Source organism: Pseudomonas sp. JZ134, from assembly GCF_051027695.1.
Taxonomy (GTDB): domain Bacteria; phylum Pseudomonadota; class Gammaproteobacteria; order Pseudomonadales; family Pseudomonadaceae; genus Chryseomonas; species Chryseomonas luteola.
This window is the reverse complement of sequence record NZ_CP069250.1, coordinates 1,729,065-1,752,956: the sequence shown is the minus strand read 5'-3', so window position 1 is coordinate 1,752,956 and position 23,892 is coordinate 1,729,065. Positions and strand designations below refer to the sequence as shown.

Below are 23,892 nucleotides of genomic sequence, written 5' to 3'. Positions count from 1 at the left end.
ACGTCTGGTTATTTGTTCTCTGCGTCCTCATTAGACTCCAGAGGAACAGGAGCCTCTTTAGGGTTAGGCTGAATCTCAGGGTCGACGTCGATCTGGTCAGGATTTATATGATCAGTTTCAGGCATGTTGGCATCTCCAAGAAGTAAGCAGCAATATTTTGGGCATTCATACCGGGTATTGGTTCTTACCTTTCTCTGCCCTTAAGCGCGTTATAATGAGAATAGAGGCAAGCCAATACGCATCGAGTCATGTCTTTCGTATCGCCTACTGCCTGATCAGCATTCATTCGCTTTACCTAGAGAGTCCATATGTTACGCACAGTATTGTTTTTGGCGTTGACTGCATTCATCGCCTGCGCCTTTGGGATGTTACTTCTGGGTAATGCCTACTGGTTTACAACAGGCGGCTGTCCTTCGCATGGCGGTGTTGCTGAAATATGTGATCAAACCAAAGCCAGAATTCAGCTGGGCTTCGGTATTGCAACGATGATTGTGGCCACTATCGCCATGATTGTCTGCATCGTTAGAGACACCCGAAAATAGAGATTCTTAACGGCTTCAACCTGCAAAATAGATATCTTTAACAATTAAAGGCTCAAACAGCGCTTCCTATCGAACTACTGTATAAACTTAATGTCAGTGTGCCATCCTAAATAGTCGTTCTAAGCATACTGACATGCAACCCTCTCGCTACGATGCCGCCCGCTCCAGAATACAAGCTGCCCTGGCACCCTTGGAATGCCATTTCACCAACCGTGATTCTCGCGGTACCTTTGCCTTTAAAGCGATAGATCCTCAGGGAGTTATCCACTTTGAATCCGGGCGTATCCGTACCGCGATCTACTGCAATCCTACTTCCCTACACCACCTTCTGGTCGCCGCCCGTAAAAAACTGCTGGCTCAAAACATTGAGCTGGAATCCTGGGACGAGCGCCTTACTCTTGAGATGATTGGGCAGTGGGAAAAGGTAGCCAAGCGTATACGTCGCTAATCCTGTCGCTAGCGGGTTACATGACAGTAAGTCGCTAGCAATTACCCTCTCGCCAAACAGCTGTCTATCCATACAGTGAACCATTTCTCATTTTAGTCCTACTGCCTTCCTCAAACCCAACGCTGCCCGTTACCATCCGCGCCGATTTACTTATCGAGCACGGCCATGTTTCGTATTTTTTCTCTGATTTCTTTCTTCTTTTTTATCATTCCGGCTCATGCAGAAGCGCCTCGCACGTTTCGCGAAGCCAAAGTGATAGGCGCCAAAGTCTACAAGCAGCAACCTGTAGATTTTTATTGCGGCTGCCACTACTCCGGCAAGACGGTGGACCTGAAAAGTTGTGGCTATGTGCCCCGCAAAAATGCGACCAGGGCCTCTCGCATCGAATGGGAGCACATCGTGCCTGCCTGGGTTATCGGCCATCAGCGCCAGTGCTGGCAAAAAGGAGGGAGAAAAAACTGCACCTCAAGCGATCCGGTTTACCAGAAAGCCGAAGCTGATTTGTTCAACCTGGTACCAGTCATTGGTGAAGTGAATGGCGACCGCAGCAATTTTGCGTTCGGCTGGCTGCCACAGAAACCGACCCAGTATGGAGCCTGCCAGATGGTGGTCGACTTCAAGGCCAAAAAAGCCATGCCCCGCCCAGAAATCCGCGGCATGATTGCGCGCACCTACCTATACATGAGCGAACGGTATGACTTGCGCTTATCCAAGCAGGACCAACAGTTGTATTCAGCCTGGAACAAGCAATACCCGGCCGAGCGGTGGGAGCGCCAACGAAACCAGCGCTTGGCGTGCATTATGGGTCACGGCAATAAATACGTTGGAAACGTCGATCTCAAGGCCTGTCGTACCTAAGATCACTGATCATCCTGTAGCGCTGACTGCTAACCAACGCTACAGGACAGGCGAATTGAAAGAGTTCAGGCAGGAGGGGAAGAGGAAAGAATCTGGATGGTTATTGCTACCAGAAGTGTTACGAGACCAAACAGAAGCAGTACGACGCGCCCCCACCATGTATGGTTATTCTTGACACCCACGATCAGCGCTATTCCCAGAATAGCCAGCGTAGCCGGCAGGTAACGAACCGCCCAGAGCATTACCCAAAAAATCCTTTCCCATACGTGGATCAACACGTCCTGCATTTCTACTTCCCGCGAAGAATTATTGTCAGGCTTTCATTTTACAGACCGGACACTCATGCACCCAACCTGAATGCCTACCAATGCCGCGACCATTCATCTGCCATTGCAGCCGCCCTTACCTGCCCACTTCAAGTTTCGCCTGTTACGCCGATATGTCATGTAGCTCAGGCATATTTCCGGCCTTAATGTCCCACTCATCACATAGCGAATTCATACAGGCAGTCACTCGCGATGATCAGTAAAAAGCCCTTCACGCCCACCGAAAAATTTCTCTACGTTTCCGTCCCGGTCGTTTGGGTCATTTTATTCGGCGCACTTTTCTCATACCTCTAGATGACTGAGAGCGTGCTCTCGAAACAACCTAAAGGGCACGCTGCTTAACCCGTTAGTCAATGCAATACTTAACCGCCTCGCGAACATCGCTGGGCCGAAGAGGATTGTTAGCCATGCGTTCGTGCAGTGTGATGTGACTGCCACGAGAGCTATCGTCTACATGGATAACCGCAGCAGGAATAGAAGAAACCTTGGATGGCACAATAATTCTTTGCTCGCTAGCTGTTCCTGCCAGCGTTGCAGGCGCCCGACTTTTAGCCAGTCGATCAACCAGGCATTGGGTATAGGCCTGAACGTCCTTACCTGATCTGACATCCATTGAAGGCGGACTTTGCTCCAGATCTTTTACGCTTGCACACCCGGCGAGTAGAAGCACGGCTCCTACACAAAACCATTTCATTACCCACTCCTGGCACCGTGACTCGTCAGTCAGAAGACCTGACGTTATACGTCAATTTGAGAACATTATTGAGCTGTGTTTGAGACGAAATGTTTTAACGACCCAAACAAAAAAGCCGATCCTTTCGGATCGGCTTCTTGCCCCGCCAGCAGTGCGGGAATATTTGGTAGGCACGATTGGACTCGAACCAACGACCCCCACCATGTCAAGGTGGTGCTCTAACCAGCTGAGCTACGTGCCTGCTGTGGGTGCGCATTTTACGGAATCAGACTGGGTCGTCAAGCCTTTTTTCTTCTAAATTACTGAAAAGACGAAAATTTATTGGCATAGCCTGAAATCCGGTAATTCCCTAGTGAGAGAACTGAACCTTAAATGGCTTGGCAACCGGATAGGCTAGATCTTCTCCCTTGCATACCGACAACCTCCGCTCAAATAGCCCTTCAGCCAACTTGATGACTACAGTAACTTTCGCCTACGGAGAAACCTGTTGCCTCGGCCAGAGGCCGCGCAAGTCTGCCATTCCACCATATCCCTGGGACGATGGCTTATCACCTCGCGCCCTACCTTGCGCCCTTTTTCAGCGACTCGCTCAATCGACAGCGGACTTGTATCTTTCAAAGCCACTACCGGCTCATCTATGCACCTGACCAACGCATACAAAGTACCTATGCCGTATCGGTCAAGAAGATGCTCGGCAGTGATACGGATATGGATCAGCGTCATGGTTATCACGAAGCGTGCTGAAATCAGGCCCACTAAAGCAGGCGACTGCCGGTCGATAGAGGCAGTTGTCCACATTGCAGGCTGAGCGACACAAAAAAGGCCGGAATTTTCCGGCCTTTCAATTTAGACGAGACGTCGGGCTGGCCTACGCCGCGGCATGATAAGTACAGCCGATGCCAAGGCGATGGCCTCGATGATCCAGGACAGTAAAAAGGCACAGGCCAGCCCCCAACCAATACATTCAGGCGTCAGGACAACCTGATAACGGTAGCCTTGCCACGTCTCTTCAAGTATTGCTGGGTTAGCCTTGGTAAAGACATGCCAGGCGCGCTCATACCAGCGGCCCTGCAATGCCTGCCATTGCGAATCGAGCATTTGCTCACGGCGCATCAGCATGCCAAGGCTATCGGCATCGCTCTGGAAGACCGGATCATCACTGGCACGATAATGGGCTACCAGACGATCCATATCACCGCCAAAAAACTCGCCTGCCGTTTTGCGATACCCTTCCAATGCCTGATGGGCTTCAAGGCGATGGGCCTCGATACGCTGGCTGTAATCAGTGATAAACCCTGGTATCTGCACACCAACCAGAAGGCCTAGCGCAAACAGGATTAGCCGGATGTAACTACGCAGCATCATAACTCCTTGCGTATTGAATAGCAGGCTTCGCTACAACCGCTTAGACCCGCCCCTGGGTGACGATTTCGCCATCCCACCATAATTTCCACTCACCAGGCTGATGAAGCCCCCAGGTTTCGTTGGCCGTCAAAGGCTCTGTCGCAATCACTGTAACCACATCATCAGGCGTTGTTTCAGCCTTGAAATCTACCGTCAGGTCGGCGTCCTTCAAGTGCGCCGGACCAAACGGGGCCCGTCGCGTAATGTGGGCTAACTTGGTCGAACAAAACGTGAACAGCCAGTCACCGTCACTCAGTAGACAGTTGAACACACCAAAGCGGCGAAAGTGATCGCAAGTTCCGACCAGAACAGGCAGGAGCATTTCGACAGGCACCGGATCGGGAAAACGCCGCCTGACCTCATTAAGCAGATGACAGAATGCCGCCTCACTGTCCGTGTCCCCTACTGGCTGGAACAGACCGGGATCTGGTACGAACTCGTTGAGCTGGCCATTATGGGCAAAACACCAGTAGCGCCCTCCCAGCTCCCGAACGAAAGGGTGTGTATTGGCAAGGTTTACCGAGCCAACGTTGGCATGGCGAATATGCGCGATAACCGTGCGACTCTTGAGCGGATAGCCCTGGATCATGCGAGCCACTTCGGAATCCGCTCCCGGCATGGAATCCTTGAACATGTGCAGTCCGCGTCCTTCGTACAGCGCCACGCCCCAGCCGTCCCGGTGGGGACCGGTACGTCCTCCTCGCTGCATCAGCCCCGTCAGGCTGAAGGTGATATCGGTAGGAACATTGGCACTCATGCCCAACAATTCACACATATCCAGACCTCATTCGATACGGCACGAGAGATGCTCTAATAGCAGGCCCTCTGCCAGACAATGAGTATGTCCAAGAAACAGTTTCGAATCAGCTGTTTGACGACGATACGGCAATAAAACGGCTACCTGACGGTACTCCCGGCGGCTTCCTATCATTCACTTGTCTTATGAACATACATAGAGATGGACCCAGCCAGACGGAGAACATTCGCCCCAGCCTGCAAACAGACAAGGGCGGCGTGATAGCTACAGGCGCGGCTCGATGCGCGTACGACGCTCTGGGACCCGTGACGGTGGGGATGATGGCGAGGGGTTGTTCGCTGCCGTGGGAGCAGGCTGGTCGGCAGGCGGTGGTGTCTGGTTGGCAGCCTCATCATTGCGTCGGGAGCGTTGAAACAGCCAGCGGATCAGCGCGAAGATGAAATATGCCGCGAATGCGATACACCCATACAGCGCCATTTCCGCCACAGCCCGCCAGGCGCTGTTTCCTACATGGAAGCCGAGATCCATGACGACAATGGCGCTGGAGGGTGCGTAAAAGCTGTGCTCAGGGTCTGCTATCGTCGGAGAGAACAGTATCAGGGCAACAATCAAACGGATGGGTTCTCGCAGCCAACGCCACATCCAGCCGGTCGCTTTGAAACACACCCATAGACAGCCTAGTGCGGCAACACCATAGACAGCCCAGGCAATCAGGTAATCGTGCTCAGTCATTTCGATACATGGCGGGTCTATAAAAAGGATGCCTATGATAGCGACTTTTGCACGGTTGGGCGCCCCTACTCGCGCCCTGCCCATGCACAGACACCTCAAAACCGGTCCACCGACACCTAAGGAGTCACCCATGACACAACCTCCTCTCGCTCAACGTACGCACGGCGCAGATCCCTACGTTTGGCTGGAGAAACGCGATGATCCTGAAGTGCTGGCTTATCTGAAAGCTGAAAATGCTTATCTGGACGAGGTGTTGCAGCCGGAAGCCGCGCTGCGTGAGACACTTTTCCAGGAGATCAAGGGACGCATCCGGGAGACGGACCTATCACTGCCGGTACCATACAAAGATTATCTCTACTACCACCGAACCCGCGCCGGTGATGAATATGCGCGCCATTACCGCTGCCCTCGCCCCCGGGACGGCTCGCTGACCATCGATGAGTCCCAGGAGGAACTGCTACTCGACGCCAATGAACTGGCCGGTGGTGGATTTCTGTCAATTGGCCGTTTCACGCTCAGCCCTGATCAGACCAAGCTGGGTTACAGCCTGGACCAGACTGGTGACGAAACCTATCGTCTATTTATAAAAGACCTGGCATCAGGCGACTTGACCGAACTTCCTTTCAATGACTGCGATGGCAGCATGACCTGGGCTGGCGATAGCCAAACCCTGTTTTTCGGAGAGCGTGACGAGGCTCATCGTCCTCACAAGCTCTATCGCTACCGCCTGGGTGACCAAGAGGCGCAAATGGTCTTCCACGAGACGGATGGCCGCTTCTTTATCGGATGCTACCGCTCAAGCTCCGAGCGCAAGCTGATTCTCCTGTCCCACAGCAAGACCACCAGTGAAGCCTGGGTCATGGACGCGGACCGGCCAAGCGAGGCTTTCGTCTGTGTAGCCCCTCGTCAGGAAGGTCATGAGTACTTCCCTGATCATGGAGCTGATGGCTGGATGATTCGAAGCAACCAGGCAGGTATCAACTATGCCCTGTATCAAGCGCCAGATGACATGCCCAGCCGCGAGCACTGGGAGCTGCTGGTTCCACATGATCCCGAGCGCATGCTCGAAGAGGTAAACCTCAATGCCAACGGCTATATCCTGAATCTGCGCGAGTCAGGTCTGCCGGTGCTCGAGGTACGCCCCAAAAACGCACCTGCCTATCGGGTACAGTTACCCGACGAGATTTACAACCTTGGGATGATCGACGTGCTGGAGTTTGACAGCCCGGTCATGCGTTTGCGTTATGAGTCACTCAATCGCCCTGCACAGGTACGCCAACTAGACCTTGCCACCGGCGAACAACAGGTCTTGAAGGAAGTCCCGGTAGAGGGGCCGTTCAACGCCGACGACTATGTCAGTCGACGTTTGTGGGCTACGGCGCCAGATGGCACACAGATCCCGATCAGCCTGGTCATGCGCAAGGATCGGGTGGGCCAGGCTACCCCGTTGTACCTGTATGGTTATGGCGCCTATGGTCACAGCCTCGATCCCTGGTTCTCCCATGCGCGCTTGAGTCTGCTGGACCGTGGCTTCACCTTTGCCATCGCACATGTGCGAGGCGGTGGTGAACTAGGTGAGGCCTGGTATCAGGCGGGCAAGCTGGAAAACAAGCAGAACACGTTCGATGACTTTATTGCCTGCGCCGAACACCTGATCGAGCAGAGCCATACCACCGCCTCGCAGTTGTGCATCAGCGGCGGTAGTGCTGGCGGCCTGTTGATTGGCGCTGTGCTCAATCAGCGGCCTGATCTGTTTGCGGCAGCCATTGCAGAAGTCCCGTTCGTGGATGTGCTTAATACGATGCTCAAGCCCGACCTTCCCCTGACCGTCACCGAGTACGATGAATGGGGCAATCCAGGTGAGGCCGATGTATACGCCCGCATCGCTGCATATGCGCCTTACGAAAATGTAAAGGCCCAGGCTTATCCGGCGTTGCTGGTCGTAGCAGGCTATCACGACACTCGCGTGCAGTACTGGGAAGCGGCCAAATGGGTAGCCAAGCTCAGAGCTACACGCACGAATGATGCCTTGCTGCTACTCAAGACCGAGTTTGGCGCAGGTCACGGCGGCATGAGCGGCCGTTATCAGGCGCTACGTGACGTAGCACTTGAGTACGCTTTCCTGCTCAAGGTTCTTGGACTGAGTCACTGATACGCTTCCAGCAGGCAGAGCATCAGACCCTGCCTGCTGGAAACGCTCCGATCTGTTAACCAGCTATCGATCCCACCGGAACAGCTTTGTCTTGGCGCGGTCTTTTTGTAATTGCCTGTCATCAAGGAGCTTGCCATGTTGGGCCGCCGTGCTACTCGGAACAGCCATCTTTCAGACCGCGTGCAAAATGTGGGGGGACTTGAGCGTGTTGCCTCCCTGACAGGGGGTGGCCTGCTATTGATCAAGGGACTACGACAGGGCGGCCTGCTCGGGGTTGCCAGGATGGCGGTCGGGGCGTTGGCGCTTTACCGAGGTTATTCAGGGCATTGTGCTGCCAAACAAGCGTTGAGCCATAGTGAGTTTGAACGCCAGCTGATGCGCGACTATCACTGGAAAAATGCCAAGACCGAGTCTTGCTGCGTGGTTATCAATCGACCCAAGGACGAGCTCTATCGGTTTTGGCGCGACTTCAAGAACCTGCCTGCATTCATGGAGCTGATCCAGCGCATCGACATCCTGGACGACAAACGCTCTCACTGGGTGATTCAAGGCCCAACCGGCCCGCTGGAGTGGGATTCAGTCATCACGGAGGACGAGCCTGGCAACTTGATTGGATGGCGCTCCATCGCCGGCGGCGATCTCAATACGATGGGCTGGGTAGCCTTCAATGAGCGTCCTGATGGTAGTACCGAAGTCGAAACCCTGATTGCCTATGATCCGCCAGGCGGCGTATTGGGGCACAGCCTCGCCAAGATCATGAAACGCGATCCGGCGTCACAGGCTTCCCGAGACCTGACTCATTTGAAACGCTTGATGGAAAGTGCGACCAGCGCCACGCAGACGGTAACCGTTACCGGAAACGCATCGCTGACCGATCCGTCCCCGGTGGGCTGACTCAGCCCGCCCGAAAGATCATATAGTCTTCCCAGTCCTCTTCCGCTACCTGGGTTTCACTCAGCATGCGGCCCGACTGGGAGATTCCGGCATCATGTACGGCGCTTTCGTCTCCCGAGACCAAGGGATGCCAGAGCGGCAGGTCCTTGCCTTCTGACACCAGGCGATAGCCACAGGTGGGCGGCAGCCACTTGAACTCATCAGCCTGTCCTAGGGTGAGCTGAATACAATCAGCCACAAACTGCTTCCGTTCGGCGTAGCGGGTGCACTTGCAGGTTTTCAGGTCCAGTAATTTGCAGGCGATACGCGTGTAATACACGCTGCCATCGTCCTCATCCTCCAGCTTTTGCAGACAGCACAAGCCACAGCCGTCGCATAAGGACTCCCACTCCCCCTGGTCGAGCTGGTCTAGGGTCTTGCGTTTCCAGAAAGGTCGAGTGATATCAGCCATGAACGTAGTCGGTTGCGAAAAGCGCGCAGTCTAGTCCTCATGCACGAATCGGCCAAGCACCGCTCGTGCAGCTTGTCGCCGCAGCCTTCTGGAGGTTAACGTTACAGGGCTTCTCCAGATGCGCAGCTCATGGGCCTGCCTGAGCGTAAAATGTGACGAACCCATGCGCAGGCGAAACAGCATCCGCGGCCAGAATGGCTGAAGTCAGGATGATGGCTTCTGCATGGCGTGCCTCATATCATTTCCTTCAGGCCGAACCAGGGCGACGCGTAACACTTTACCTGCATAGGACGTCACATGACCGCTAGCACTCGTGTTCCGCAGTATGAAGTCGACCCGCAATTCGTCCAACGGTGGTCTCCCCGCGCCTTCAGTGATGCCGCTATAGAAGAAAACCAGTTGATGAGTATCTTCGAGGCCGCTCGCTGGGCGCCCTCGGCCTACAATGCTCAGCCCTGGCGCTTCCTCTATGCTCGCCGTGGCTCTGCGCACTGGGATACCTTTCTCAAGCTGATCAGTGAATACAATCGTAGCTGGGCACAACATGCTGCGGCGTTGGTCATCGTCTTGTCCAAAACCACCTTCGTACCGCCCGGCGGCAGCGATGAGGTTCCGCTGGGTAGCCATAGTTTTGATACCGGCGCAGCCTGGGGCTTTATGTCGCTACAGGCTGGCAAGCTGGGCTTTCATACCCACGGGATGGCAGGTATCGAGTACGATCTGATTCGTCAGGAGCTGAAAGTACCCACCGATTTCAAGATCGAAATGGCAATTGCCATTGGCAAGCTGGGCGACAAGTCGTCTTTGTCTGAGAAATTACAGGCCCGTGAGCTGCCCAGCCCACGTCGGCCAGTCGAAGAGTTGGCTGCCGAAGGCCCTTACACTCTCGGTTAATGCCGACACAGAGCCGGCTTACGAATAGGCCGGCTCTGCACGCAATCAATACCCTTGCTTGAAATCCACCTGCCCTTTCAATGCCTCTCCGTTGCGGTAGCGGCTCAGGTTTTCAAGAAAGAGTCGGGCAATATAAGGGGGCGAAGACACTGCCGCGGTATGGCTGGTAATGATCAGTCCAGGCGCCGACCAGAACGCATGAGTCTTAGGCAGCGGCTCCTCTCGAAAAACATCGAGCACGGCGCCGGCCAGGTATTTCTGCTCCAATGCTGTTACCAGATCGGCATCCACAACGGCAGTGCCACGTCCTGCATTTACGAACAGTGCCGAAGGCTTCAGTTGTTTGAACAGGTCAAGCGTATAGAGATCACGCGTATGCGAAGTGTCAGGTAAAAGGTTGATGAGGTAGTCAGCTTTCGAGGCCTCACGACTCAAGTCCTCAAGACCATGCACGTCAAGAAAGCCGGGCAGTGCGCGCGGGCTTCTGGCAATACCGTAGAGCTCAACTCCAAAAGGCGCTAGAAAGCGTGCTACATCCTGGCCAATGTCACCGGCCCCGACAATAAGAACACGTCGCCCTGCCAGCGAGCCGGGGGTACAGGCTTCCCAGAGTCGATCCGCCTGTTTTCGAGCGCGCTCCAAGAGACATCGCTCATGGGCAAGCAGATAGCCGAGCACATACTCGCTCATCAGCTGCCCGAACACGCCCACTGCGCGCGTGAGCACATAGTCCTGCGTTAACCCGGAGGCCAGTAGCGGCCGGATGCCCGCCCAGGTGGACTGAACCCATGAGGGCTTGAGCCCCTGATCCAGAAGCTTTGCGACGAGATCTGGCTGCCCTAGCCAGATCTGGCACTCGGCAGCTACGCCTGCCACCTTTTCCGGATCATTACCTCCGACTATTTCCAGAGAGGCGTCCAACCCATGCAACGCGGTGAGATAGTCCTGATAACTGTCTTCCAACAACAAGAAACGCATGATCTGGTCTTTCCTTGACAAGCAGTGGTAATGACTGTCGCGTTACACGGGGTCGTTCATACGCAGCAAATGCTCAGGCAGATGCTCAATGTACTCCTCCTGAGGTGGTGGCATCTGCAGGTGATAACCCTGCTTCTCCAAATTTTCCAAAACCTTTGCAGTGTCTTCGCGCTCCAGCTGTCGTTCCGGCGTAAGAACGAATTCAAACGTAAGCTGAGGGGTACCAAAGGCTGCAATCAACCCTTCTGGTACGCGGGCAAGCCCGTCACGCTTGTCGACGTAGAGGTACATTTCGCTTTTGCGCGGGCTTTTGTAAATGGAACAGATTCGTTTCATGAGTACTCCGGATAACATCAGGTTCGCAAGGCAGCCAGGCGATCCAGCAAGGCCTGCCCCATCAACTCGCGGCGCCATCCGCGCAGCGTGTCGGGTAAAACATATTGACCATCCGGCCAGCCACTCTTGATCAAGGCTTCCAGTACTTTCTTTCGCAGCATGAGTTCAGGCGCCATGGTCAGGCGCTCAGCTTCACTCTGGCCAATGAGACGAAGGTCCTTCAGAATCGGCGAGATTTCCGGAGGCAGCGGCTCGGATAACGGCTCAGGCCATTGATCCGGAGGCGTCTTGGCGGCCTCACTGATCAGCTCGATCAGGTGATCGCCGTATTGACGTACAGTACGAGGATGCATGTCATCGATACGGGCCAGCGCGACCTTGTCCTTGGGCTGAAGTCGCGCCAGAGGCCACAGGGAGCGCTCGCGCACAATACGATTGCGAGGCTGGTTACATAACCTTGCCTCCTGCTCGCGCCACGCACAGATGGCCCTTAGCACAGCCAGCTGCTGACGTGACAGACGCCAGCCCAACTTGACATCTTTATACGCCTGATAGGGGTCCGACTCCTGCTTGAGGTTGGCTACCAGCTCACGCCCATCTTCTAGGAGCCATCCCCGCTTCGTCTGATCCAGGCGCTCAGACAACGCCAGATACAATTCCGCCAGATGCTCCACGTCAGCCGCGGCATAGCGCTCCTGTAGCTCCGTCAGTGGTCGCTGAAGCCAGTCCGAGCGTGTCTCATCCTTGGGCAGGGCGATACCCAGCAGTTCATGTACCAGACGCGAATATCCCATCGAATGGCCCAGCCCCAGATAGGCAGCCGCCAGCTGCGTATCGAATAGCGGCTCGGGGAGGCTTCCGGTCAGCTTGAGCAGAACCTCAAGGTCCTCACTGCAGGCATGAAGGACTTTTACGACCTGCTTGTCTTCCAACAGCCCAGACAACGGCGCCCAGTCACTGATCGTCAATGGGTCGATCAGAAAAGCGCCCTGCCCGTCGCCGACCTGAAGGAGGCCCGCAATGGGATAGAAGGTATCGACCCGCATGAACTCGGTGTCGAGCACGATGAAGGGCAAGGTGCGCCAGAACGCGCATTGTCGAGCAAGGCTGGCATCGTCTTTGAGCCATTGGATAGCAAGAGCCACGTAAATCCTCCAGTACTGTTACCGGAAGTATATCCATCCTGAAGCGTTCAGGCAGATCAAAGGCCCAGATTAAGCCGCTTAATGCTTATCAAACATCCCGATTTGCCACATTTGGGGCGCTTCGTTGTCTTAGAACATAGGGCAGGCTGCACGGCATGACCAGACAGGCACTAGCCTGCCGAGGCGACCGCCATCCGAACCTGGCGGCATGAGTCTAACGTGACCAAGCGGAATATGGGCAGGGATGAAAACTTCAAAATCGTCTAAGGGCTTAGGTTTACGTGCGAAACTTAAAGCTAAACTTGAAGTTCAAGGCCTAACGTCAAGAGAAGTCGGGGCTACACGAAAACAACATCAACCGACCAGGCATTCGACTCGAGCGGGTCATTGTCTTAGTGATGAGGTAGCCATGGGAATCGCTGCATGCGAATTGAGTCAGTATGTTATTCGTCCCACCCTGGTCTATCTAGACCGCTATTCCCTGTCAGCAGAGGCCATGCTGCTGGCCACCGCCGCCACGCAGTCTGCGCTAGGCGCCACGCTTGAAACACAGCAATACCACGGTATTTACCGAATTTCCGCCGAACGGCATGCCGCCCTCTGGGATTACTATCTGGCCCGCGACCCTGAGCTGGCCAGCCTTGTCCGAGGCCTCGCCAGTCAACATGCCTTTTTCGGGGCGCCTCATCTGGAGCTGACCGTCAACCTTCGTTATGCCACAGCAATCGCCTGGCTCATGATCGAAGAATCACGCCTGCCCTTACCGGAGCCTGACGACCATCAGGGGCAGGCCCGGTTATGGCGTAAGGTTTTCAATCCTAGAGGCCGTATTCACGACTTTCACATGGCCTGGCAGCGCTGCAGCGAGACGTGGAACCAAGTAGCCTGAGTGTGACCCGGTAGTCTTTTTTGAATAACGGCCAATAGACTGTTAAAACCTTTTTTGAGCGATACGCTCGTCGTGGCTGTTGGTAAAAGGTCACCGTTCTGATAGTTTCCGCCCGCGTCATCTTCTGGAGTTGCGCTAACAATGAAAACAACAGGGTTGAAAACAGCAATTGCGCTGGCTGTCGCCAGTTTTTCTAGCCTTAGCCTTGCCAACGGCATTGCCATCAACGAGCAAAGCGCCAGTGGCATGGGGACTTCCTTTGCCGGTCGTTCGTCCTCTGCATTGGATGCTTCGACCGTTTTTGGTAACCCGGCTGGCATGTCCAAGCTCAAGCGTACTGAAATCAGCGGCGGAGCGGCCGTAATTGATGCCAGTAGCGATTTTAGTAATGTGCGTTCGAATGCGCGTGGCACCAACGAAGGGGATATGGTGCCAACATCCGCCGTTCCGTTCGGCTACGTTGTAACACCACTTAATGATGATTGGCACTTTGGTCTGGGTATCTATGTACCCTACGCGCTGATCAGTGACTATGAAAATAGTTTCCAGGGTCGTTATCACGGATCGTACAGCAAGGTTGAGGTCATTACAGTCCAACCAACGCTGAGCTACAAGATCAATGACCGCGTATCCGTTGGCTTTGGCCCTACGATCAACCGAATAGCAGGCAAGCTGGAAAGCAACTTGTCCCTTGCGCCCTTGGGCGGCGGTGATGCGGAAGTCAAAATCAAGGGCGATGATGTTGCGCTGGGCTACAACATTGGCGTGCTGGCCGATGTAACGGATCAGTTAGCGGTCGGGGTCACCTACCACTCCAAAGTGAAATACAAGTTGGAGGGCCATACCAAGGCCAGCGGCGTGTCCAGTCTGTCTCCCGTCGTCAATCGTCTGATCAGCCCGCTGAATGGCAAGTACGATGCCGAGCTGGATATCACTACCCCTGAATCGCTGGATACATCCTTTACTTACAAGCTTGACGATCGCTGGACACTATACGGTGGCGCAACCTGGACCCGCTGGAGCCGTCTGGACAAGCTGGAAGTACAAAACAGTGGAACGCCTACAGTACCTACTCTGGGCAATGTCCTTGGTACAGTGGATGAAGAACTCAAATGGCACGACACTTGGTCCTATGCCATCGGCGCTTCCTATCAGCTGAACCCCCAATGGGTACTGCGCACTGGTTTCGCAATCGATCCGTCGCCGACCGACAACGAATACCGCAACGTGCGTATTCCAGTAGGTAATCGCAAGACCGTATCGATTGGTGCAGGCTGGTCTCCTTCGCCTGATCTGACCGTTGATGTTGCCTATGCCTACCTGTGGGAAGACAAGGCCTCAATCAATCGTGAAGCGACTGCTTTGCAGCCGGCCTACAGTGCCAAGGTTGAAAACAGCGCCCATGGCTTGGCCGCTCAGGTCAGCTATCGCTTCTGATAGACACGTATGAAAAAACGCCGCCCTTGAGGCGGCGTTTTTATTCAGGTACTCGTCAGGGCTAGCGCAACCAGAACACCGCACTCAAGCAACTCGACCAGCGCACCCGCCGTATCGCCAGTAGTCCCGCCCAGGCGTTTCATGAATGCTCGACGAAGCCATAGAAAGAGCAGCACTGCCATCAGCAAAGCGATCAGGCTTTCGCGTATCACGAGCAACATGACGATGACATGGGCGGCCAGTACAAGGCGCAGCAACCGCTTCGGCATGTGATCGACCAGCACCTGACCCAAGCCTCCCGGCCTTGCGTAAGGAGTCACGAGTAGCAGCCCAGGCAGAGCAACTCGCGCAAGCCAGGGAACTAGGAGGACGGCATCCAACTGGTTGTGCTCAAGCAGTACGTAAAGCGCCGCGAACTTGAGCAAGAGCACAATGATCACTGCAACGACTGCAATCGGGCCGGAGCGAGGGTCCTTCATGATTGTCAGGGTGCGTTCACGGTCACCAAAGCCACCGACCCAGGCATCTGCCGTGTCCGCCAGGCCATCCAGATGCAGCGCACCGGTCAGCGCGACCCATACAGCCAGAACAATAGCGGCCTGCAATACCGGAGCCGCTTGCCCGAGCAGGTTGCCAAGCAGCCATAAAATGGTACCCACCAGCACGCCTACCATGGGATACCACAATAAAGACTCACCGGTTTTCTCGGGTGGAGGCATGCCGGGCAGGCGTACCGGCAGACGAGTCAAGAACTGCAGGGCAATCAGGAAGGGCAGCATGGTGGGTACGTGTCGCTCAAGGCAGACGCCTCAAAAGCATGAAGACTGGCATAAGGAACTTCTACTTGAAGCAGATCCTTGCGAGGTAGCCCCTGCTGCCGAGCCAGCAACAACCGGATAACGCCGCCATGGGTTACCACTAGTGCGCGCGTATCCGCTGTACGCCTGACTATACGCTCCATGGCGCCTAGGACACGCTGTTCGAACGTGGCCACCGGCTCTCCATTGGGCGGCGTAAAACTGTAGGGATCAGCCCAGAACTGGCCTAGGGCATCAGCCTGACCCTCCATCAGTTCGGCAGCGGTACGCCCCTCCCAATCGCCAAAGTCCAACTCGCGCAGGTCAGGCTCAAGTTTGCACTCCACTGTCTGCATACCCGCCAGCCACTCGGCAAAGGCTCGGCAACGCTCAAGGGGCGAGCTGATAATCAACTCCCATGGCGGTAATGCTAAGGCCGCGGCCCGCATACTGGACCACCCCTGCTCCGACAGTGGATGATCCAGACGCCCCCGAAAACCACCCGGCCCTTGTGTTTCCCCATGTCTCAACAGAAACAGGCTCATGCCGGGCGATCCGATACGCTGGCCTCGGCAAAAGTCGCCATTTCGCCATGCAGGCGACACGCCAACTGAAGCAAGGGCACCGCCAATGCTGCACCGCTTCCCTCCCCCAGACGCAGCCCCAGCTCAATCAGCGGCTGAGCGTTGAGTGCTTCAAGCACAAGTGCATGGCCCGGCTCGGCTCCGCTGTGAGCAAACAGCAGCCACTCACGCCCGGTGGGGCTCATTCGTACGGCGCACAAGGCGGCAACAGAGCTGATGAACCCATCGACCAACGCCGGAACTCCCTCCTGCATGCAGGCAAGGTAAGCACCGGTCAACGCGGCAATCTCGAAGCCACCCAGACGGCGTAACACCTTTAGTGGGTTACTCAATGACTCCGCATGGCGTAGCAGACCACGCTGGATAACCGCGACCTTCAAAGCGATGCCATCTGCATCGAGTCCGGTTCCCGGCCCCGTCATAGCAATAGGTGAGGCCTCCAATAGCGCGCAAGCCATAGCGCTGGCCGCCGTGGTGTTGCCAATCCCCATCTCACCACCGACAAACAGCTGAGCGCCGCTTGCCTTGGCTTTCTGGACGCTGTCTCGTCCTGCCTGCAGAGCTGCCTCGCATTGAGCAACAGTCATGGCCGGCTCGCGAGTAAAGTTGGCCGTACCTGGACCAAGAGGACGATCAATAACGCCTGGCAACGCCTCCATTGGCTCAGCGGTTCCCAGATTAATGACCTCCAGCGGAGCCTTGAGCGAACGCGCCAGAACGCTGATGGCAGCGCCACCGCCAACAAAGTTGCGCAGCATTTCGCCTGTCACCGCCTGAGGATAGGCCGACACCCCTTCCTCCACGACACCGTGATCCCCTGCGAAGACACTGATTGCCACGTGCTCGATAACAGGCCGTTCACGTCCCTGCATCGCCGCCAGATCAATCGCAACCTGCTCCAGCAGCCCGAGTGCGCCACGCGGCTTGGTAAGCTGCGCCTGGCGGGCCGTCGCCAACTGGCGGGCCCGCTCATCCAATGGCTGACAGGGTGCCTGCCACCAGTACTGCGTCATAAAGAAGCTCCTTTGAGCGTCATTGGCAAACCTGCCACGGTCAACACAACACGATCACATTGCTCGGCCAGCGCCTGGTGCAGCCAGCCCGCCTCATCGACATAGCGCCGGGTTAGCTCACCCAGCGGCACTACTCCCATGCCAGTCTCGTTGCTGACCAGAATGATATGGCCTGGTAGTTCGGATAGGGCTTCCAGCAAGGCCGCTCGCTCCCGGGCGAGCATAGTGGCATCCTCTGCCATTAGAAGATTGGTCAGCCAGAGGGTCAGGCAATCCACCAGAAGACAGCGCCCAGCCGAAGCATGAGCTCGCAGCACCGCAGCTAGATAAAGAGGCTCTTCCACCAGTGTCCACTCAACGGGGCGGCGGTCGGCATGCTGGGCAATTCGGGTACGCATTTCGCCGTCCCAGGCCTGGGCCGTCGCAATGTAGATGACATCCAGACCTGAGTCAGTGGCCAATTTTTCTGCAAGGCGACTCTTGCCCGAACGCGCGCCCCCCAGAATCAATTCCTTCATTGGTTTATTCCACATAAAGCACGCAATTTCGCGGTGTCCAGATGCTGGTCGACCAAGTCCGCCAGCCGTTCGAGATCGCGCTCGCGCAAGGCATGGTAGTCAACACGTTCAGGAGTAGTCAGCCCCGCCCAGCGCAACAAGGCGGTGCACGCATCAGGCGACTCGAACAACCCATGCAGGTAGGTTCCCATGATCAGCCCGTCTTCGCTCAGTGCGCCATCGCAGCGACCATCATCCAGGATAATGGCAGGTCGCTCCAAGGCGGCCCCTTCGGTGACTCCCGCATGAATCTCATACCCTGTTACGGCAGACCGGGTAGCCGCCAGGCAGCCCGCGACATTACGGAGTTGTTTTTCAGCGGCCAGCTCGGTGTTCATGTCGAGCACGCCCAAACCTGCGCTGTCACCTGGATCACTTTCCAGCCCGAGCGGGTCACTTACGGTACGGCCCAGCATCTGATAGCCGCCACAAATACCCAGCACGCGTCCTCCATAACGGAGATGCCGTTGGATATCAGTATCCCACCCCTGTTTGCGCATGAAGGCCAGATCGCCTCGCACGCTTTTTGACCCAGGAAGAATGATCAGGTCGCAAGGCGGTAGCGCCTGACCTTGTCTTACAAAACTGATTTCGACTTGGGGATGCAGCCTTAACGGATCGAAGTCAGTGTGGTTGCTGATGCGTGGAAACACCGGCACCACCACTCGGATAACCTCGTCCCGCTTGGCGATCTGTCGCGTATCGACCGCATCTTCGGCTTCGAGATGCAGGTCGTGCAAGTAAGGCAGAACACCCAGCACCGGCTTGCCCGTCCGCGCTTCCAGCCAGTCCAGGCCCGGCTTGAGCAATGCAATATCGCCACGGAAACGGTTGATAACGAAACCTGCCACACGCTGCTGCTCCGACTCGCTGAGAAGCTCTAGCGTGCCCACGAGATGGGCGAAGACACCGCCCCGGTCGATATCAGCGATCAGGATAACCGGGCAGTCCACGCGCTCGGCAAACCCCATGTTGGCAATATCACCTTCACGCAGGTTGATTTCTGCGGGCGAGCCTGCTCCTTCCACCATGATCACCTCGTATCGGCCGGCCAGACGCGCATGGGATTCCAGCACCGCCTCGCGAGCGATACGCTTATAGCCGTGATAGGTCTTGGCATCCATCGTAGCCACTGCACGACCATGAATAATGACCTGTGCGCCGATATCCGTATTGGGTTTGAGCAACACGGGATTCATATCTGTATGCGGCGCGATTCCACAGGCTTGAGCCTGTACAGCCTGGGCGCGCCCTATCTCACCATGGTCTGCCGTGACGGCACTGTTAAGAGCCATGTTTTGTGGTTTGAACGGTACGACAGCCACTCCCTGGCGTTTGAGCCAGCGGCATAAACCGGCGACCAAGGTGCTCTTGCCGGCATCGGAGGTGGTGCCCTGCACCATCACGGTTGTCATAAGGAATCCTTGTATGCCTGCAAAGCCAGGGTGAGTCGCGTCCAACCGGCTTCATCACAGGGAAGACCAAAGCGGATGCCCGCTATTGAAGGGAAAAAACGCGTGAGGATGGCTCGTCTGGCCAGGAACTCATGAAGCGCCTCAGCATCGGGTCGAGACAACCATTGAAACAGACCGCACCCGCCATCAGGCACCAGCTCATGAGCGGTCAATACATCAGCCAGGCGCTGCCCTGCCACCGCAAGCCTCTTGCGCTGCCGGTCATGACCACGCTCATCGAGCAGAATTTCACGTGCCACGGCCCGAGCTGGACCACTGACTGTCCAAGGGCCCAAAACATCGTCCAGTCGCTCCAGCAAGTTCGCCTCAGCCAGCACAAAGCCCAGACGGATACCGGCAAGACCGAAGAATTTCCCGAAAGACCGCAGTACGATCAATCCTGGCCGACCCGTCCATGAGGCCAGACTGTAAGCGGGAGAGAGATCCATGAACGCCTCATCCACGACTAGCCAACCACCCCGGTCGGTCAGCTTGGCATGCCAGCGGAGCAGCCGCTCAGGCTCGATAAGCTGTCCGGTAGGATTGTTCGGGTTGACCAGAACCAAGACGTCAAGCGTGCTTAGCGCTGCCTCTACATCGTCGAGTGACAGGGGTACAACATAATGCCCTGCTCGCTCCCAGGCCTGCTCGTGTTCGGCGTAACAGGGCGCCAGTACGCCTATTCGCCCCTCAGGACGAAGTGTGGGAAGAGCCTGGATGGCCGCCTGCGAGCCGGCAGCAGGCAGCACCCGTGGAGCCCTGTAGTAACAAGCAGCAGCCTCCTCCAGGCCGTCGTTTGTCTCGGGCAGACGCGCCCAGGCTGATAACGGTATGTGGGGTATTGGCCAGGGCATAGGCGCAAGCCCTGTCGACAGGTCCAGCCAATCCTCCAACGCGATACCATAGCGCTGCGCAGCCTTGCGCAGACGTCCGCCATGCTCAAGCACTGATCACGCCTCCCAGCACGATAACGGCCACCCAGAGCATAACGCCCCGACGGACGAGCAGCAGTGCCATATCGATACTGTGCGCTGTGGGTGCAGGCCCCAATCCCAGAACAGGCCGATCATGTAGCTCGCCGTGATAGCGCGCTGGACCACCCAGTGTCACGCCCAGCGCACCGGCGCCCGCCGCCATGACCGGACCGGCATTGGGACTGTCCCAACGAGGCGCCTGTGTTCGCCAGCAATGCAGAGCGGAGCCAAAGTTACCCAACAGTGCATACGTCAATGCCACCAGACGCGCCGGCACATAATTGAGCCCATCATCTATGCGTGCAGCCGCCCAGCCAAAGCGTTCGAAGCGGGTATTGCGATAGCCCCACATGGCATCCAGCGTATTGGCCAAGCGGTATAGAACAACACCCGGGGCGCCTAACAGGACAAACCAGAAGAGAGCCGCAAAAACAGCGTCGCTTCCGTTTTCCAGTACGGATTCCGTACCTGCCCGCGCGACAGCCTCTTCATCCAGCTCACGGGTTTCCCGGCTGACCACATAGCCAACACGCCGCCGCGCCTCCTCCAGGTTATTACGCCGTAGCGCCAGCGCGATGGGCCTGGCATGCTCGCCCAAGCTTTTAAGGCCAAGCGCGAAGTACAGCGCCAGCGCCTCAACCAGCCAGCCTACGTAGGGAATCTGATCGAGTAGCGCTACCAAGACGACCCACGGTAGTACAGCCATGCACCAGGCCGTCAGCCCGTGACTGCGCCAGCCGCCACCGCCTGGATTGAAACGGCGCTCCAGCGCGTTTGCCCACCGGCCAAATCCCACCAGAGGATGCCAACGTCGAGGCTCGCCCAGTATCGTATCCAGCAGCACACCTAAAAAGGTGGTCAAGGCCAGAATCATGTCTTTTCAGTCTCCTTGACAGAACCCCAGCGGTTTTCAAATACAAGCTCATCCAACGGGCGAGCCGTTCGCCAACCCTCCTCGACCAGCATGGGCTGATTGTAAAAGGCCTCGACAGGCCCAAGACACAGGATGGCCAGCGGCTTGCTGCCTTCCGGCATCCCCAGCAGTTCAGCCACCGCAGCCGGGTCGAACAGCGAAACCCATCCCATCCCGAGCCCCTCCGCCCGGGCGGACAACCATAGATTCTGGATCGCACAAGACAGCGATGCCACGTCCATTTCAGGCAGCGTACGGCGTCCGAAGATATGGGCTTCTCGCCCCTCCATGAGGGCAGCCACCAGCAGCTCGGCACACTCCTTTATGCCCTCCACCTTGAGCCGCATGAACTCATCGCTACGCTCACCCAGTGCCTCTGCCGTGCAGACACGCTCGGACTCGACCAGCCGGTAAAGCTCGGCACGCAGCCCCTGGTCAGTAATGCGCATAAAGCGCCATGGCTGCATGAGGCCTACGCTTGGCGCTTGATGAGCAGCGCTCAACAGCCGCCGCAGCTGATCCTCCGGCACATGGCCGCCACTGAAATGACGCATGTCACGTCGTTCGGCGATAGCACGATAGACGCCGGCCTGCTCGGCGGAAGGAAAGGCGTGAGGATTCATGGTGCTAGCAGGGCAGCCGCCGTTTCGGGGGCGGATGGCATGTAGAAGTGAATGTAGCTGGCAGTCAGGCGGCCCTGTTGGAACACCGACTCCGCCGTGGCCTTGCCATTGGGGCAGATACCACGCAACGTTGGAGCCAGTGGCGATTCCAAGGATGAGTGATGATACGTATGGCCACGCAAGGTGCCGCTATCGAAGGCAACGCTTTGCAGCGCCAGTGCAGTAAGACGTGGCTGCAAGGTAGCTTCCCCTTCGAGAAGTCCAACCATCTCGCCCTGCTCGCCTGTCTTGTCAGCCAGGCGCTCCAGCAGATAGAGCATCCCCCCGCATTCGGCCAGAATGGGCTTGCCTGCGGCATGATGCGCCCGAATAGCAGACTGCATGGCGGTATTTCCAGACAGCTGTTGAATATGTAATTCAGGATAACCGCCCGGCAAGTAGAGACTGTCTACTTCCGGTAACTGCTGGTCCTGCAACACTGAAAAATGCCGAATCTCAGCGCCCATAGCGCGTAGAAGATCAAGGTTCGCCTGATACAGAAACGACAGTGCCGCGTCGCGTGCAACCCCGATGCGCACATCAGCCAGCAGCGGTTCGACGCTCTTCTTCATAGGGGCCTGAAACAGCACAGGCTCCGGTAGTGAGGTATCGGCACTGGCAGCAATGGCATCGGCCGCAGCGTCCAGACGTGCATCCAGATCCGACAACTCGTCAGCCTGGATCAGCCCAAGATGCCGGCTCGGCAACTCGATACCCGAGTTGCGCGGCAAGGCACCAAACCAGCGCATACCGCTTGGCAAACTGGCCTTGAGCAGCTCGGTCTGCCGGGCGCTGGAGCCACGATTGGCCAGTATGCCAGCAAAGGGCAGATCCGCCTGATAATGTGCAAGACCGTAGGCTAATGCCCCAAAGGTCTGCGCCATGCCGGTCGCCTCAATAATACCCAGTACCGGCACATTGAAGCGACGTGCCAGGTCCGCACTAGACGGCGTGCCGTCAAACAGCCCCATGACGCCTTCGATAAGGATCAGATCAGCTTCGCCTGCCGCTTCCCATAGCAGCCGGCGACTTTCTTCTTCCCCTACCATCCACAAGTCAAGCTGGTACACCGGCGCACCGCTCGCACGGGCCAGGATCATGGGATCGAGAAAGTCCGGGCCGCACTTGAATACACGGACCTTGCGGCCCTGTCTTGTATGCAGACGTGCCAGGGCTGCCGTTACACTGGTCTTGCCCTGGCCGGAGGCCGGCGCAGCAACCAGGAGCGCCGGACACCGACGATGATCATGCAGGTTCAAAATTCGATTCCTTTCTGGGCGCGAATGCCGCTCTGGAAGGCGTGCTTGACCAAGCCCATTTCACTGACGGTATCAGCCGCGTCGATCAGCGCCTGCGGTGCACCGCGCCCCGTTACGACAACGTGTTGGGAGACCGGACGCGCCTCGATATCTGTCAGCACGTCTTCAACCTTCAGGTAGCCATGCTTGAATGCGATATTCAGTTCATCAAGCACTACGAGTGCTATTTCAGGATCACTCAATAATGCCTTGGCCACAGCCCAGGCACTGGCAGCGTTTTCGATGTCCCGTTGACGATCCTGGGTCTCCCACGTGAATCCCTGGCCCATCACATGGTAACGGACCTCCTCGGGGAACCGCTGGAAGAACATCTGCTCACCGGTACTGACGCGTCCCTTGATGAACTGTACGACGCCCACTTTCAGTCCATGCCCCAAGGCTCGGGCCACCATGCCAAAGGCAGAGCTGCTCTTGCCCTTGCCGATACCGGTGTGTACCAGCAGCAAGCCTCGCTCATTCTGTGCATTGGCGATCCGCTCGTCCATGACAGCTTTCTTACGGACCATTCGCTCACGGTGGCGCTCATTGCGAGCATCATCGACGGGTAACGAGGTGGGGGTTTCTGGGGTATCGCTCATGACGCTCTCCTTCAGGCAAGGGCTGAGGCGAACGGAAAGATCTGCTCCGCAAGGATACAGACGAGGCAACGACGCACAACGCCATTAGCCCTGTGCGACGATCA

The 23,892-nt window shown here is 56.6% G+C and carries 27 protein-coding genes and 1 tRNA gene; 8 read left to right on the top strand and 20 right to left on the bottom strand.

Annotated elements, in window-relative coordinates:
* Positions 1-308: 308 nt before the first annotated feature.
* The 3 genes from JQR86_RS08220 (at position 309) to JQR86_RS08210 (ending at position 1,848) form a co-directional block, all read left to right on the top strand.
* Positions 309-542 carry a hypothetical protein gene (locus JQR86_RS08220; RefSeq protein WP_010794712.1) on the top strand — a complete coding sequence of 78 codons (234 nt, stop codon included), beginning with the start codon at positions 309-311 and terminating at the stop codon, positions 540-542.
* Between the two features lie 133 nt (positions 543-675).
* Positions 676-990 carry a hypothetical protein gene (locus JQR86_RS08215; protein WP_407361909.1) on the top strand — a complete coding sequence of 105 codons (315 nt, stop codon included), beginning with the start codon at positions 676-678 and terminating at the stop codon, positions 988-990.
* A gap of 165 nt (positions 991-1,155) precedes the next feature.
* On the top strand, positions 1,156-1,848 hold the full coding sequence (locus JQR86_RS08210; RefSeq protein ID WP_219653058.1) for an endonuclease: 693 nt from the start codon (positions 1,156-1,158) through the stop codon (positions 1,846-1,848).
* A gap of 65 nt (positions 1,849-1,913) precedes the next feature.
* On the opposite strand, the gene JQR86_RS08205 is transcribed toward JQR86_RS08210, so the two are convergent.
* From JQR86_RS08205 to JQR86_RS08180, 6 genes are all read right to left on the bottom strand, one after another.
* On the bottom strand, positions 1,914-2,135 hold the full coding sequence (locus tag JQR86_RS08205; RefSeq protein ID WP_407361910.1) for a hypothetical protein: 222 nt from the start codon (positions 2,133-2,135) through the stop codon (positions 1,914-1,916).
* 385 nt (positions 2,136-2,520) lie between these two features.
* Positions 2,521-2,868 carry a hypothetical protein gene (locus tag JQR86_RS08200; RefSeq protein WP_010794716.1) on the bottom strand — a complete coding sequence of 116 codons (348 nt, stop codon included), beginning with the start codon at positions 2,866-2,868 and terminating at the stop codon, positions 2,521-2,523.
* 164 nt (positions 2,869-3,032) lie between these two features.
* Positions 3,033-3,109, bottom strand: a tRNA-Val gene (locus JQR86_RS08195).
* Between the two features lie 605 nt (positions 3,110-3,714).
* Positions 3,715-4,230, bottom strand: coding sequence for a DUF2937 family protein (locus JQR86_RS08190; RefSeq protein ID WP_407361911.1), 516 nt, complete (start codon positions 4,228-4,230; stop codon positions 3,715-3,717).
* 43 nt (positions 4,231-4,273) lie between these two features.
* On the bottom strand, positions 4,274-5,047 hold the full coding sequence (locus tag JQR86_RS08185; protein WP_019366988.1) for a class II glutamine amidotransferase: 774 nt from the start codon (positions 5,045-5,047) through the stop codon (positions 4,274-4,276).
* Between the two features lie 246 nt (positions 5,048-5,293).
* The gene (locus tag JQR86_RS08180; RefSeq protein WP_026004109.1) at positions 5,294-5,761 is read right to left on the bottom strand and encodes a hypothetical protein; all 468 of its coding nucleotides are present in this window, start codon (positions 5,759-5,761) and stop codon (positions 5,294-5,296) included.
* A gap of 130 nt (positions 5,762-5,891) precedes the next feature.
* Between JQR86_RS08180 and JQR86_RS08175 the strand changes: the two genes are divergently transcribed.
* Both JQR86_RS08175 and JQR86_RS08170 read left to right on the top strand, forming a co-directional pair.
* Positions 5,892-7,913 (top strand): S9 family peptidase, encoded by a 2,022-nt coding sequence (locus JQR86_RS08175; protein ID WP_407361912.1) that lies wholly within the window; start codon positions 5,892-5,894, stop codon positions 7,911-7,913.
* 135 nt (positions 7,914-8,048) lie between these two features.
* Positions 8,049-8,807: an SRPBCC family protein gene (locus JQR86_RS08170; RefSeq protein WP_219653060.1), complete on the top strand. Its 759-nt coding sequence runs from the start codon at positions 8,049-8,051 to the stop codon at positions 8,805-8,807.
* A gap of 1 nt (position 8,808) precedes the next feature.
* Here the strand turns inward: JQR86_RS08170 and JQR86_RS08165 are convergent, their stop codons facing one another.
* Complete coding sequence (locus JQR86_RS08165; protein WP_434154675.1) at positions 8,809-9,258, bottom strand: YcgN family cysteine cluster protein; 450 nt, start codon at positions 9,256-9,258, stop codon at positions 8,809-8,811.
* Between the two features lie 297 nt (positions 9,259-9,555).
* On the opposite strand from JQR86_RS08165, the gene JQR86_RS08160 reads away from it, so the two are divergent.
* Positions 9,556-10,152 carry a nitroreductase family protein gene (locus JQR86_RS08160; RefSeq protein WP_019366983.1) on the top strand — a complete coding sequence of 199 codons (597 nt, stop codon included), beginning with the start codon at positions 9,556-9,558 and terminating at the stop codon, positions 10,150-10,152.
* A 45-nt stretch (positions 10,153-10,197) separates the two neighbouring features.
* Here the strand turns inward: JQR86_RS08160 and JQR86_RS08155 are convergent, their stop codons facing one another.
* From JQR86_RS08155 to rnd, 3 genes are read right to left on the bottom strand one after another with little or no spacing between them, the layout of a single operon-like run.
* On the bottom strand, positions 10,198-11,130 hold the full coding sequence (locus tag JQR86_RS08155; RefSeq protein ID WP_312509814.1) for a D-2-hydroxyacid dehydrogenase: 933 nt from the start codon (positions 11,128-11,130) through the stop codon (positions 10,198-10,200).
* A 42-nt stretch (positions 11,131-11,172) separates the two neighbouring features.
* Positions 11,173-11,466, bottom strand: coding sequence for a YcgL domain-containing protein (locus JQR86_RS08150; protein ID WP_019366981.1), 294 nt, complete (start codon positions 11,464-11,466; stop codon positions 11,173-11,175).
* Between the two features lie 17 nt (positions 11,467-11,483).
* Positions 11,484-12,611, bottom strand: coding sequence for a ribonuclease D (gene rnd / locus JQR86_RS08145; RefSeq protein ID WP_150347154.1), 1,128 nt, complete (start codon positions 12,609-12,611; stop codon positions 11,484-11,486).
* A 409-nt stretch (positions 12,612-13,020) separates the two neighbouring features.
* Here rnd and JQR86_RS08140 point away from each other — a divergent pair, with 409 nt between their 5' ends.
* Together JQR86_RS08140 and JQR86_RS08135 are read left to right on the top strand one after the other, a co-directional pair.
* Entirely contained in the window at positions 13,021-13,500 is a 480-nt protein-coding gene (locus JQR86_RS08140; RefSeq protein ID WP_407361913.1) for a hypothetical protein, read from the top strand.
* A gap of 141 nt (positions 13,501-13,641) precedes the next feature.
* Entirely contained in the window at positions 13,642-14,937 is a 1,296-nt protein-coding gene (locus JQR86_RS08135; RefSeq protein WP_010794728.1) for an outer membrane protein transport protein, read from the top strand.
* Positions 14,938-14,981: 44 nt separating this feature from the next.
* Here JQR86_RS08135 and JQR86_RS08130 read toward each other — a convergent pair whose 3' ends face one another.
* The 10 genes from JQR86_RS08130 to cobO are packed head-to-tail and all read right to left on the bottom strand — an operon-like array spanning position 14,982 to position 23,788.
* On the bottom strand, positions 14,982-15,716 hold the full coding sequence (locus JQR86_RS08130; RefSeq protein WP_407361914.1) for an adenosylcobinamide-GDP ribazoletransferase: 735 nt from the start codon (positions 15,714-15,716) through the stop codon (positions 14,982-14,984).
* Positions 15,701-16,279 (bottom strand): alpha-ribazole phosphatase family protein, encoded by a 579-nt coding sequence (gene cobC, locus JQR86_RS08125; protein WP_286788800.1) that lies wholly within the window; start codon positions 16,277-16,279, stop codon positions 15,701-15,703. The genes JQR86_RS08130 and cobC overlap by 16 nt, the downstream gene beginning before the upstream one ends.
* Positions 16,276-17,331, bottom strand: coding sequence for a nicotinate-nucleotide--dimethylbenzimidazole phosphoribosyltransferase (cobT, locus tag JQR86_RS08120; RefSeq protein ID WP_407361915.1), 1,056 nt, complete (start codon positions 17,329-17,331; stop codon positions 16,276-16,278). The genes cobC and cobT overlap by 4 nt, the downstream gene beginning before the upstream one ends.
* Positions 17,328-17,849, bottom strand: coding sequence for a bifunctional adenosylcobinamide kinase/adenosylcobinamide-phosphate guanylyltransferase (cobU, locus tag JQR86_RS08115; protein ID WP_407361916.1), 522 nt, complete (start codon positions 17,847-17,849; stop codon positions 17,328-17,330). The genes cobT and cobU overlap by 4 nt, the downstream gene beginning before the upstream one ends.
* Positions 17,846-19,303 carry a cobyric acid synthase gene (locus JQR86_RS08110; RefSeq protein ID WP_312509811.1) on the bottom strand — a complete coding sequence of 486 codons (1,458 nt, stop codon included), beginning with the start codon at positions 19,301-19,303 and terminating at the stop codon, positions 17,846-17,848. Before JQR86_RS08110 ends, cobU begins: the two co-directional genes overlap by 4 nt.
* Positions 19,300-20,289: a threonine-phosphate decarboxylase CobD gene (gene cobD / locus JQR86_RS08105; protein WP_434154672.1), complete on the bottom strand. Its 990-nt coding sequence runs from the start codon at positions 20,287-20,289 to the stop codon at positions 19,300-19,302. Before cobD ends, JQR86_RS08110 begins: the two co-directional genes overlap by 4 nt.
* Positions 20,282-21,190: an adenosylcobinamide-phosphate synthase CbiB gene (gene cbiB / locus JQR86_RS08100; protein WP_434154671.1), complete on the bottom strand. Its 909-nt coding sequence runs from the start codon at positions 21,188-21,190 to the stop codon at positions 20,282-20,284. Before cbiB ends, cobD begins: the two co-directional genes overlap by 8 nt.
* Positions 21,187-21,852 (bottom strand): 5,6-dimethylbenzimidazole synthase, encoded by a 666-nt coding sequence (gene bluB / locus JQR86_RS08095; protein WP_122042305.1) that lies wholly within the window; start codon positions 21,850-21,852, stop codon positions 21,187-21,189. Before bluB ends, cbiB begins: the two co-directional genes overlap by 4 nt.
* Entirely contained in the window at positions 21,849-23,150 is a 1,302-nt protein-coding gene (locus JQR86_RS08090) for a cobyrinate a,c-diamide synthase (protein ID WP_434154670.1), read from the bottom strand. The genes bluB and JQR86_RS08090 overlap by 4 nt, the downstream gene beginning before the upstream one ends.
* The gene (gene cobO / locus JQR86_RS08085) at positions 23,147-23,788 is read right to left on the bottom strand and encodes a cob(I)yrinic acid a,c-diamide adenosyltransferase (protein WP_434154668.1); all 642 of its coding nucleotides are present in this window, start codon (positions 23,786-23,788) and stop codon (positions 23,147-23,149) included. The genes JQR86_RS08090 and cobO overlap by 4 nt, the downstream gene beginning before the upstream one ends.
* Between the last annotated feature and the right edge of the window lie 104 nt (positions 23,789-23,892).